At 61.0% G+C, this 11,515-nt stretch carries 9 protein-coding genes; 8 read left to right on the top strand and 1 reads right to left on the bottom strand.

What is annotated here, in order from left to right:
* The first annotated feature begins 416 nt into the window (after positions 1-416).
* Complete coding sequence (locus tag ACRECS_RS14410) at positions 417-1,373, top strand: RHS repeat-associated core domain-containing protein (RefSeq protein ID WP_431583640.1); 957 nt, start codon at positions 417-419, stop codon at positions 1,371-1,373.
* Between the two features lie 773 nt (positions 1,374-2,146).
* Here ACRECS_RS14410 and ACRECS_RS14405 read toward each other — a convergent pair.
* Complete coding sequence (locus tag ACRECS_RS14405) at positions 2,147-3,391, bottom strand: TetR/AcrR family transcriptional regulator (RefSeq protein ID WP_431583639.1); 1,245 nt, start codon at positions 3,389-3,391, stop codon at positions 2,147-2,149.
* A gap of 141 nt (positions 3,392-3,532) precedes the next feature.
* Between ACRECS_RS14405 and ACRECS_RS14400 the strand changes: the two genes are divergently transcribed.
* The 7 genes from ACRECS_RS14400 to ACRECS_RS14370 all read left to right on the top strand — a co-directional run bounded on the left by ACRECS_RS14400 (position 3,533) and on the right by ACRECS_RS14370 (position 11,488).
* Positions 3,533-4,810, top strand: coding sequence for an acyl-CoA dehydrogenase family protein (locus ACRECS_RS14400; RefSeq protein WP_187763913.1), 1,278 nt, complete (start codon positions 3,533-3,535; stop codon positions 4,808-4,810).
* Positions 4,811-4,922: 112 nt separating this feature from the next.
* Entirely contained in the window at positions 4,923-6,005 is a 1,083-nt protein-coding gene (locus tag ACRECS_RS14395; protein ID WP_431583638.1) for a Zn-dependent alcohol dehydrogenase, read from the top strand.
* Positions 6,005-7,072 carry a phosphotransferase family protein gene (locus tag ACRECS_RS14390; RefSeq protein ID WP_431583642.1) on the top strand — a complete coding sequence of 356 codons (1,068 nt, stop codon included), beginning with the start codon at positions 6,005-6,007 and terminating at the stop codon, positions 7,070-7,072. Before ACRECS_RS14395 ends, ACRECS_RS14390 begins: the two co-directional genes overlap by 1 nt.
* Before the next feature lie 27 nt (positions 7,073-7,099).
* Positions 7,100-7,864: an SDR family NAD(P)-dependent oxidoreductase gene (locus tag ACRECS_RS14385; protein ID WP_431583637.1), complete on the top strand. Its 765-nt coding sequence runs from the start codon at positions 7,100-7,102 to the stop codon at positions 7,862-7,864.
* Positions 7,865-7,986: 122 nt separating this feature from the next.
* A complete protein-coding gene (locus ACRECS_RS14380; RefSeq protein WP_431583636.1) occupies positions 7,987-8,787 on the top strand; it encodes an SDR family NAD(P)-dependent oxidoreductase in 801 nt (266 codons plus the stop codon).
* 159 nt (positions 8,788-8,946) lie between these two features.
* Positions 8,947-10,659 carry an alpha/beta hydrolase family protein gene (locus ACRECS_RS14375; RefSeq protein ID WP_431583635.1) on the top strand — a complete coding sequence of 571 codons (1,713 nt, stop codon included), beginning with the start codon at positions 8,947-8,949 and terminating at the stop codon, positions 10,657-10,659.
* A gap of 64 nt (positions 10,660-10,723) precedes the next feature.
* Complete coding sequence (locus ACRECS_RS14370) at positions 10,724-11,488, top strand: TonB-dependent receptor (protein ID WP_431583634.1); 765 nt, start codon at positions 10,724-10,726, stop codon at positions 11,486-11,488.
* Positions 11,489-11,515: the final 27 nt, after the last annotated feature.

The raw sequence follows: 11,515 nt of genomic DNA, 5'->3' as shown, positions 1-11,515 counted from the left end.
CGAGCAAACCAGTCCCGGCGCTCGAGCAATAAAGCTCTCTGAACCGATGTGGACCTCGTTCTTCGAACTGCATACCGGCCCGTGGCGAAATCAGGCCACAGCAAGAGGCCTGACACACGAGCGATAGCAGCGCCAAGCCGGCACAACCGTTCAAGAATCACCTTGCAATACCGGGGGCATCCACCCCATCAGTTCAGTGCCGGCACTATCAGCTATGATTCAAAGGGCAACCTCTCCGGTTCCTCCGGAAAAATCTATGGCTATTCAGTCGAAAACATGTTGCGCTCGGTATCGGGCGGCGTCACGCTCAGCTATGATCCAGTGAATCGACTGAGCAGCTATGCTGCTCCAACGGAAACGCGCTTCATCTATGATGGGGGCAAATCTCTCAAGAGATCAATGCCTCAGGCGCGGTTTTGCGGCGCTATGTCTATGGGGTAGGTCAAGACGAACCGATAGTCTGGTACGAAGGTACCGGTATCTCAGATAAGCGTTTCTTAGACCAGGATGAGCGCGGTTCCGTCACGCGCATCACGGGTGGCACGGGCGCTGCAATCGCGGTGAACAGCTACGATGAATATGGTATTCCTAGCTCGAGCAATCTCGGCCGATTCCAATATACCGGACACGCATGGCTGCCCGAGATCGGCCTAGGCTATTTTAAGGCGCGGTTCTACTCCGCAACCTTGGGGCGGTTCATGCAAACAGATCCGATCGGATACTCTGATGGACTCAACTGGTATGTCTATGGCCGCAACGATCCGATCAACAATACAGATTCCAGCGGCACGCAATCCACGCCCGGAGCCCCTCCCGAGGACCCGCTACCGCCGATAGTGGTGATCGGCACACCTCTTCCAGAGCCCACCATTCAATTGCCTTTTGTGCCGTCGCTCGAGGGTACTACCCAAGGGTTGATGGGACTAATTAGAGACCTCGCTAAGAATTCCTCGAGAGGGAATTGGATACCCTCGAAGCCGGATATTTATGGATCTTGGCGGACTCTGACGAAAGATGAGAAGAGAGTGTTAAAATGTAATGGCGCAACACAGGTTCAGGTAGATAGTTTTTATTTGCAGTCCGGCCTGCCATTGGCTTTCTATTTAAATAGCGATGTCGGGGGAGTGACCATGCCAGATGATTTTAATGGAACGTCGACTGCGCATATGAGGAATGGCATTTCAAATGTTTATCTGGGCGACGTTGCGCACGAGTTTAAGCATCACGTTCAATTTCATTGGGAAGGTAAGAGTCTAGACACATATGTCTTAGAGGCTGCTGTATGGGGTTATACGAATAGCCCACAGGAAGTAGGTGCTAGAGATTTCAGCAAGAAAGTTGTAGATAACTACAATAATGGAAAATGTCGATGAGGTATTACAGAATTTTCAGCATTATTCTCATGTCTGCAGCAATTCAGTCATGCAGTTCTAAGCCAAATTGCAAAGATGGAGGGTTTGACTGTGCCTATGAGTGGGCAATATATGATGGATCACAAATGCCTCCAAGTTATCGCCGGATTTATACTATGGTGGAGAATAAGGCTTCTATAAATAGGTTGGAAAGCCTATTTAGAAATACACCGGTAAATGACCGCAATATCAATACAATGATCGAGGTTTTGCGACTATATTCCGATAAGTATGGAAAAGATGAAGTCTGCAGCAGCTCGAAATTTTTGAGCGCTACGAACTATCTTTCTGATGTGGCTTTAAAAGCCAATCCCATCTCTTATGTGAAAGATAATCTACATGCTGTGTCATGTGGTAAGTAATTTCACTTGATGGATTCACCTGAAGAAAATGCAATCTATTGGAATTATTTTTGATGTATATATGGTTCATTCTATAATTTATCGGCAATGGATCTGCTACTTTACTTGTTTATATTGAAAATTATGGCTGTTGTTACAGTGAAAATTCGAATAAAATATCTTGAATACTAGATTGTTGTTCTCCGGGATGGTGGGTTTTGTCAAGCGAGGTTGCTGCAACCCCTTTCGCGCACCATCGTTGCCAGCGATTTGATGCAACGCTGTCTGTTGTAATCAGCACGGCAATCGTGAGGTCGATCTAACCCACCGCATTCCTGGCGCCGTTATCAGTTGGCGATGTTCTGGCTAGGAGAGATCGCCATATTCAGCTCTTCAGACCGACAAAACCCGATCATCGAACAACCCGAACGCCAGCGTCGAGGCGTAGAATGCCACCGCTCGGTCGCGCGGCATGGTGCCGGCCCATTTGCGCATGTCGAACGCGGCGTTCTGCAGCGCCATCAGCGCTTGCGCCGCGATCAGCGAGTCGATCGCACGGATCGAGCCTTCGGCGATGCCGTCGCTCATCGTGCCGGCATAACGGCGGGCGATGCGGTTCGAGCGTTCGACCATCGCGCGGCGTACGCTGCTGGGCAGGCCGTGCAGCGCCGTGGTGCGGAGCAGGGGGCCGCGTTCCGAGAACTGGATATCGCACAGCGTCGCGATGGTGCTCGACAGGCGGTGCCAGTAACTGCCGCCGCGTTCGTCGGCCTGATGCTGGGCATCGGCGATCGTGTCGAAGCTGCGCTTGTAGCAGGCGATGACCAGATCGTCCTTGGCGTCGAGATGGTGGTAGAAGCTGCCCTTGGTGACGTTCAGCTCCGACGCGATCTTCTGTACCGAGGCGCCGCGATAGCCGAGTTCGTTGATCAGCCGCGTCGCGGCGAGCAGGAACGCCTCGCGCCCCGGCTCCGACTCGTCATGGTCGAGATCGATCAGCTCCGGCGTCCAGTCCTGGCCGGTCGCGGCAATCCCGCGTTCGAACACATCCATCAGCCGCTTTTCGACCCGGTCGAACTGGTCGAGCTCGTAACGCACCAGCCAGACCGGCAGCCAGAAGGTGTTTTCGAGCAAGACGTGCGCGCGCGCGCCGAACAGGTCGGTCTGCGCGCGGTTTCTGCCCGGTCCCCACAAGCTGCGCGTCTTGCGGAACACGTCGCGCCAGGCGGCCATCAGCTGGCCGCGCATCGGTTCTTCCATCGCGCGCAGGTCGGACAGGACGGCGAACGGAGTTTCGAGTCCCTGCTCGATGCGGGTCAGTCGTTGCATGTTGATCGACAAATACCGGGCGACGCGCTGCTGCGGCGTCGGCTCCTTCATCGCTTCGTCGAGCATTTCCTGCAGCCGGTCGAGCGTGTTCTCGAAACAGGCGGTGGCGAGGTCGTCCTTGCGCTTGAAATAATAGGTGACGCTGGTGGTGTTGAGCCCGACACGGCGCGCTACGTCGGCGAAAGTCATACCTTTCGCGCTCTGTTCGTTGATCGCCTGGGCGGCGGCGGCGAGGATCGCGTCGCGCTTCGCGCGGAAACGCTTCGTGCCGCTTTCGTCGTCCTGATATGCTGTGTCCGGTTCCCCCATGACGGATATGTATCAGTATCTTTTCGAAGAAACAGTGTTTTTTCGAATGGCGCGATATCCGGCTATTTCATCGCTTATGACGCTTTACCGAAAACGCGGTACGGTCTAACGAACCCGGGCTAGAGCCGTAGGAGAAAGCATATGGATTTCACGTTGAGCGAGCGGGAGACCTATTTTCGGGACCGCGTAAAGAGCTTTATCGATCAGAATATCCGACCGCGGCAGGACGATTACAACAAGCAGAGCCATGAGGGCGATCGCTGGAAGGTGATCCCGGTGATCGAGGAGATGAAGGAAAAGACCAAGGCGGCCGGCCTGTGGAATTTCTTCATGCCGCCGCATTCCGGGCAGAGCCATGTCGACGACAGTTTCGAGTTCGAAGGCACGCAGCTCACCAACCTCGAATATGCGTTATGCGCCGAGGAAATGGGCAAGGTCGGCTGGGCATCGGAGTGCTTCAACTGCTCCGCACCCGACACCGGCAATATGGAGGTGCTGCATCGCTACGGCACGCTGGAGCAGAAGGAAAAGTGGCTCCGCCCGTTGATGAACGGCGAAATCCGTTCAGCATTCCTGATGACCGAGCCGGCGGTGGCGTCGTCGGATGCGACCAATATCGAGACGCGCATGGAGCGCGACGGCGACCATTATGTGATCAACGGCACCAAATGGTGGTCGAGCGGAGTCGGCGATCCACGCTGCAAGATCGCGATCACCATGGGCAAGACCAATCCCGAAGGATCGCGCCACAGCCAGCAGAGCCAGATCCTGGTGCCGATGGATGCGCCGGGCGTGACCATCAAGCGCATGCTTTCGGTTTATGGGTATGATCACGCACCGCACGGACATGGCGAGGTCGTGCTCGAGAATGTCCGCGTGCCGGTCGAGAATGTCCTGCTCGGGGAGGGACGCGGGTTCGAGATCGCGCAGGGCCGGCTTGGGCCGGGCCGCATCCATCATTGCATGCGCACCATCGGTGTCGCGGAAATGGCGATCGAGTCGATGGCGAAGCGGCTGTTGACCCGCGTCGCGTTCGGCAAGCGCATTGCCGATCATTCGGTGTGGGAACAGCGCATCGCCAAGGCGCGGATCGATATCGAAATGACCCGGCTGCTGTGCCTCAAGGCGGCCGACATGATGGACAAGGCGGGCAATAAATCCGCCCAGCTCGAGATCGCGATGATCAAGGTCGCCGCGCCCAACATGGCGCTGCAGATCATCGACGACGCGATCCAGGCGCATGGCGGTGGCGGCGTGTCGAGCGACTTCCACCTCGCGCATGACTGGGCGGCAATGCGCACGCTGCGCTTTGCCGATGGTCCGGACGAAGTGCACAACCGGGCGATCGCGCGCAACGAATTCGGCCGCTACGCCGATCTGCCCGAGGCGATCGCGGCGAAAGAACAAGTCCGGCGCTAAATTGGCGTCACCCCGGACTTGTTCCGGGGTCCACCGCGCCAGGAGAACCGCAAACGCGAGTGGAAGAGTGGACCCCGGAACAAGTCCGGGGTGACGAAGGAAAGAGGATCACGTGAAAGCAGCCGTTCTTTTCGAACCCGGGACACCGCTTCAGATCGAGGATGTGACCATATCCAGTCCCGGGCCGCGCGAGGTGCTGATCCGCACCGTCGCGGTCGGCGTGTGCCGGTCGGACCTGCATTTCGTCGATGGCGCCTATCCGCACGCCTTGCCGACCATTCCCGGCCATGAAGCGGCGGGCGTGGTCGAGGCGGTCGGCAGTGACGTCTCCACGGTCAAGGTCGGCGATCATGTCGTGACCTGTCTCAGCGTGTTCTGCGGTCACTGCGAATTCTGCGTCACCGGGCACATGCATCTGTGCATCGACAGCAGCGTGCGCCGTCCCAAGGGCACGGCATCGCGGCTGATGCTCGGCGACCGTATCGTGCACCAGATGCTCAACCTGTCGGCCTATGCCGAACAGATGCTGGTGCATGAACATGCCTGTGTCGCGATCGACCGGGACATGCCGCTCGACCGCGCCGCGCTGATCGGTTGCGCGGTGACCACCGGGGCAGGCGCGGTGTTCAACGTCGCCGATGTGACGCCGGGTGAAACCGTCTGCGTGGTCGGCTGCGGCGGGATCGGGCTGGCGGCAGTCAATGCCGCGAAGATCGCCGGCGCGGGTAAGATCATCGCGGTCGACCCGGTGCCGGAGAAGCGCGCGCTGGCCGAAAAGCTCGGCGCGACGCACAGCGTCGATGCCTTGTCGGACACGGCGGCCGAGCAAGTGGTCGAGGCATCGCGCGGCGGCGTGCATCACGCGATCGAGGCCGTAGGCCGGCCACAATCTGCGGCGACCGCGGTCAAGGTGCTGCGGCGCGGCGGCACTGCCACAATCCTCGGTATGATGCCGCTCGGCGAGAAGGTCGGCCTGTCGGCAATGGACCTGCTCGCGGGCAAGAAGCTGCAGGGCGGGCTGATGGGCGGTAATCGGTTCCCGGTCGATATTCCGCGGCTGGTTGATTTCTATCTGCGCGGCGATCTCGATCTCGACTCGATCATCGCCGACCGGCTGCCGCTTGCGCGGATCAACGATGCGTTCGATGAATTGCGGCGCGGCGACAGCGTCCGTTCCGTCATCGAGTTCGCGTGATGGCGGGCGACGCGCAAAAGACCATGGTCGGCACCATCGCGGTCGAGGAGCGCGATCGGCTCGATCTCAAGTCGCTCGAGGCCTGGCTGAAGGACCATGTCGCCGGCTATGCCGGGCCGCTGAGCTATACCAAGTTCGCCGGCGGCCAGTCCAACCCGACCTATCGGCTGGAAACGCCCGATCGCGCCTATGTCCTGCGGCGCAAGCCGTTCGGGCCGATCCTGCCCTCGGCCCATGCCGTGGACCGCGAATATCGCGTCATCGCCGGGCTGCATCCGACCGGTTTCCCGGTGCCGCAGCCTTACGGCCTGTGCGAGGACGATGCGGTGATCGGATCGGCCTTTTACGTCATGGAAATGGTCGAGGGGCGGACGATCTGGGACGGCTCGATGCCCGACGCGACGCCGGCCGAGCGGCGCGCCCATTATGACGCGATGGTCGATACCCTAGCTGCCTTGCACAACCTCGATTATGCGGCCGCCGGGCTCGAAGCCTATGGCAAGCCGGGCAATTATTTCGAGCGCCAGGTTGCGCGCTGGACCAAGCAATATCGCGCCTCGGAAACCGAGCTTATGCCGGACGTCGAGGCGCTGATCGAATGGCTGCCTTCGACACTGCCCGAACAGACGCGCACCTCGGTCGTGCACGGCGATTTCCGCATCGACAACATGATCTTCGCCGCCGGCGAAGCAAAAGTGATCGCAGTGCTCGACTGGGAGCTGTCGACGCTGGGCGATCCGCTGGCCGATTTCTCCTATTTCCTGATGAACTGGGTCACTCAGCCAGAGGGACGTTCAGGTGTGATGGGCCTGGCTGGCGAGGAAACCGGCATTCCCACGATCGAGCAGGTGGTGGCGCGCTATTGCGCGGCGACCGGGCGCGACGGCGTGCCACAGCTCGACTGGTATTTTGCCTATAATCTGTTTCGCCTGACCGGCATCGTTCAGGGGATCAAGAAGCGCATCGTCGACGGCACGGCATCGAGCGCACAGGCAGCGAAGACGGCGGAGCGGGTCGGCGGCCTGGCCGCGGCGGCATGGGCCTTCGCGCAAAAGGCCGGCGCCTGACAGGACCGAAATAGGGAGAGGGTGAGGATGAGTTTGTTCGATCTGACCGGCAAGGTCGCCATCATCACCGGATCGACCAAGGGGATCGGCAAGGCGAGTGCATTCGAGCTTGCCGAACATGGTGCGAAGGTCGCGATCTCGAGCCGGAAGCAGGACGCCTGCGACGCGGTCGCGGCGGAGATCAACGCCAAATATGGTGAGGGTACCGCAATCGCGGTTGCCGCGAATATCTCCGACAAGGCGGGGCTGCAGCATCTGGTCGATGAGACTCGCGCCGCTTTCGGTCAGGTCGATGTGCTGGTCTGCAATGCCGCGTCGAACCCCTATTACGGGCCGCAATCGGGCATTTCGGACGAGCAGTTCCGCAAGATCCTCGACAATAATATCGTGTCGAACCACTGGCTGATCGGCATGGTCGCGCCGGAGATGCGCGAGCGCCGCTCAGGCAGCATCGTGATCATCTCGTCGATCGGCGGCATTCGCGGCACACCGGTGATCGGCGCCTATGCCATTTCCAAGGCCGCCGACATGCAGCTGGCACGCAACCTCGCGCATGAATTCGGCGCTGACAATGTGCGGGTCAACTGCATCGCACCGGGCCTGATCAAGACCGATTTCGCCCGCGCCTTGTGGGAAGACGAAGCGGCGACCGCCCGGCGCAATGCGGTGACGCCGCTGCGCCGCATCGGCGAACCCGATGAGATCGCCGGCGCCGTGGTGTTCCTTGCCGCACCGGCCAGCGCGTTCATGACCGGTCAGACGATCGTCATCGACGGCGGCGTCACGATCTGATGTGCTGAGGCGCTAACCCATCCCCGTTCGTGCTGAGCCTGTCGAAGCACTGTCCTTCTAAGCGACGCGGGAAACAGAAAGAACGGCCCTTCGACAAGCTCAGGGCGAACGGGAGTTGGAAGATGGCAAGGTTCACCGGCAAATCGATCATCGTGACCGGCGCAGGATCGGGCATCGGACGCGCAGCATCCTTGCTGTTCGCGAGCGAGGGCGGGCAAGTACTGTGCGCCGACAAGAGCGATGCGGTGACCGAAACGGTCGAGCGGATCGCCAGCGCTGGCGGCACCGCACATGCAATCCAGATCGATGCCGGCACCGAGGAGGATGTGATCCGCGCGGTCAATGTCGCGTGCGAATATTATGGCGGGCTCGACGTGATGTTCGCCAATGCCGGCATCTCGGGCGGCATGGCCAATATCTTCGACACTGATGTGTCGTTGATTACTGAAGTGCTCAGGGTCAATCTGATCGGCCCCTATCTGGCGATCAAGCACGCTGCGCCGAAGATCGCCGAGCGCGGCGGCGGGGCGATCGTGCTTACCGCCAGCGTCGCCGGCATCCGCTCGGGCGCGGGCAGCCCGGCCTATTCCGCCTCCAAGGCGGGTGTGATCAACCTGGCGATGGTGTCGGCGCAGCAACTGTCGGGATCGAATGTGCGGGTCAATGCGATCTGCCCCGGCCTGACCGAAACCGGCATGACCAAGCCGACCTTCGATTATGCCCGCGACGCTGGCAAGACCGACCGCATCGGCCGCCTTAATCCGCTGCGCCGCGGCGCGCAGCCCGAGGAACTGGCCAAGGTCGCGGCCTTCCTTGCCTCCGACGATGCGAGCTATGTCAACGGACAGGCGATCGCGGTCGATGGCGGCCTGTCGTCGAGCCATCCGGTGACCAAGCAGGAATATGGCAAGACGGCGGTTTAGGGGAATAAATCCTATCCTCCGTTCGCCCTGAGCTTGTCGAAGGGCTGTTCTTTTTTCGAAGAAAAGGCGAGGCTTCGACAACCCGGATCAAGCCCAGCCGAACGGGGAAAAGGGCATGGGGCCGGGCTTGAGGATGGGCCGCAAAAGGGGGAGTGAGCGATGACCGACACACTGACGGGCTATCCACGCGCTAAAGGCTGGTTCGCCGCCCTGGGTCTTATCCTCATCCTCGCCGGCGCATGGCTTGCCGCATCGATCCAGACCTCAGGCGGGATCAGCGTGCGCGATATCCGCTTCGCCGGCACCAACGGCACGACGATGAGCGCGCTGCTCTATGTCCCTCGCGGCGCGACCGCAGCAACGCCCGCGCCGGGTATCCTTGCGGTACATGGCTATATCAATTCGCGCGAGACGCAGGACGGCTTTGCGATCGAATTCGCGCGGCGCGGCTATGTCGTGCTGGCGATCGACCAGACCGGACATGGCTATAGCGGCGGCAAGGCCTTTTCGAATGGCTTTGGCGGCCCGGACGGGCTCACCTATCTCCGCTCGCTGCCGATGGTCGACAAGGGGCAGATCGGGCTGGAGGGACACAGCATGGGCGGCTGGACCGTGCTCGCGGCGGCCGCGGCGATGCCCGACGCTTATCGCTCGATCGTGCTCGAAGGATCCTCGACCGGCGCACCCTATGCCAAGGACGGCAGCCCGGCCTGGCCGCGCAATCTGGCGCTCGTGTACAGCCTTTACGACGAATTTTCCGGGCTGATGTGGGACAGCCCCCGCGCTATGGATCTTGCCGGCAGCGTGAAGCTGCAAGGCGTGTTCGGGTCGGGCGGGGCGATCGAGCCGGGCAAGCTTTACGGTTCGATCGATGCCGGGACGGCGCGAGTGCTGTACCAGCCGGCGACGACTCATCCGGGCGATCATATCTCGCCCGCCGCGATCGGCCATGCGACCGACTGGTTCGCCCGCACCCTCAAGGGCGGTACGCCGCTGCCGGCGAGCGACCAGCTTTGGTACTGGAAGGAGGTCGGGACCGGGATCGGACTGGCCGGGTTCGTGCTGCTGATCCTCGGCACGTTCGACTTGTTGTTGCGTAGCACGCCATTCCGCGGGCTGCAGGCGGCAGCGATCCCGGCGGTCGCCGAGCGCGACACGCGCTGGCGGCGCGGCATGTGGCTGACCACGCTGGTGCCGGTTCTGCTGTTCTTTCCGACCTTCATCGCGATCTTTCTGCTGCTGCCGGCGACTATGGTCCTGCCGCAGACCGTGACGACTCAGGTCGCGCTCTGGGCGTTGCTCTGTGCGGGTGCCGGGGTGTTGCTGCGGCGGTTCGGCCCGGTGCCGGCGCCCACACCTTCATCGCCCTGGCTGGCGGCGGTCGGCATTGCGGTGGCGACGGTCGCGGTCGGTTATCTCGCTGTCTTCCTGGTCGATCGGCTGTTCACTACCGATCTGCGCCTGTGGATCCTCGCGGTGAAGTGGCCCAGCGCATGGCAATGGAATATCGCGTCGATCTATCTGGTGCCGATCACCATTGCCTATCTCGTGATCTTGCGCGGGGTGAACGGACTGATGGTGCAGGGCGACAGCGCGGGACGGCACTATCGCACCGCGATAACCGCCATGGCCGGCGCTTTCGCGGGCGTTTTCGTGCTGGTCTATGCCGGCTTTTTCGTCACCGGCACATTAGTCACCGGCTTCGATCCGCTCAGCACGGTGATCGCGTTGCAGTTCGTCGCGATCCTGCCGGTGATCGCGGTGATCGCGACCTTTGCCTGGCGGCGCACCGGGAGCCACCGCGCCGGCGCCCTGATCGTCGGGCTGCTGGTCACACTTTATGTCTGCGCGGGGACCGCGACGCAGGGTTAGGTCGGAATTTGACAGGCGGTCCGATCCTGCGCACCCTTGCATCAAAGCAGGGGGGAGGGCAGGGATGCGCGGTTTTATCATCGGCTTGGCGGCGTGCGGATTTCTGGTGAGTGCGGTACCGGCCTTCGCTCAGGTTGAGGGAGACATAGGAGGGGGAGGCGGCGAGGAGATCGTCGTCACCGGGATGCGCAGACTGGACCCCGATGACGACGACAATGACCGTGCCAAGGAAAAGCCGGTGCCCATGCCGGCGGCGATTCAGATGCTGCGCCGCACCGCCGACTTCGCGATTCAGCAGGTCGTCATTATCGGCGACACCAGCGATGAGGATGAACGCCACGCCGAAATCTACGCGATGACGCGCAAGGCGATCGACCTCGCCCGGCAGGGTGGGGTGCAGGTGGCAAGCGGCGAGATCGTGGTCGAGCCGTTGACGCCCGCCAACTACAAGGACCTGAAAATCGTCGAAGACGACAGCAGCCGCGGCGAGCTGGTCAAGTTCCTCGTGAAGGTGCCACTTGAGCCGAACATCGACGCGAAGGCGGCGCTCGCCCGGATCGACAAGTTCATCAAGCTGGTGCCGGCCGTCGGTCGCGCCGAGATGAAAGCCTATAGCGAATTGACGTTGAGCGTGGTCAATCCCGAACAATATCGCGGGGCGATCATCGATCTGGTGGCGAAGGACACGGCAGCGACCAGCACGCGCTTCGGTCCCGGCTATGGCGTCGAGGTCACCGGGCTCGACCGGCCGGTGCAATGGAAGCGCGCAGGCTTGACCGAAGTGCAGCTGTTCCTGCCGTCTGCGACGACGGTGCGCCCGCGCAATTGAACGCGCTTTGTCGACAAGGGGAGGACG

The organism is Sphingomonas sp. (assembly GCF_050725575.1).
Taxonomy (GTDB): Bacteria; Pseudomonadota; Alphaproteobacteria; order Sphingomonadales; family Sphingomonadaceae; genus Sphingomonas.
This window is presented reverse-complemented; position numbering and strand designations above follow the sequence as displayed.

Excerpts from the sequence above, each read along its gene's own strand:
- ACRECS_RS14370 (WP_431583634.1), top strand. The coding sequence starts at position 10,724 with ATGCGCGGTTTTATCATCGGCTTGGCGGCGTGCGGATTTCTGGTGAGT.
- ACRECS_RS14390 (WP_431583642.1), top strand. The coding sequence starts at position 6,005 with ATGGCGGGCGACGCGCAAAAGACCATGGTCGGCACCATCGCGGTCGAG.
- ACRECS_RS14375 (WP_431583635.1), top strand. The coding sequence starts at position 8,947 with ATGACCGACACACTGACGGGCTATCCACGCGCTAAAGGCTGGTTCGCC.
- ACRECS_RS14385 (WP_431583637.1), top strand. The coding sequence starts at position 7,100 with ATGAGTTTGTTCGATCTGACCGGCAAGGTCGCCATCATCACCGGATCG.
- ACRECS_RS14400 (WP_187763913.1), top strand. The coding sequence starts at position 3,533 with ATGGATTTCACGTTGAGCGAGCGGGAGACCTATTTTCGGGACCGCGTA.
- ACRECS_RS14380 (WP_431583636.1), top strand. The coding sequence starts at position 7,987 with ATGGCAAGGTTCACCGGCAAATCGATCATCGTGACCGGCGCAGGATCG.
- ACRECS_RS14405 (WP_431583639.1), bottom strand. The coding sequence starts at position 3,391 with ATGGGGGAACCGGACACAGCATATCAGGACGACGAAAGCGGCACGAAG.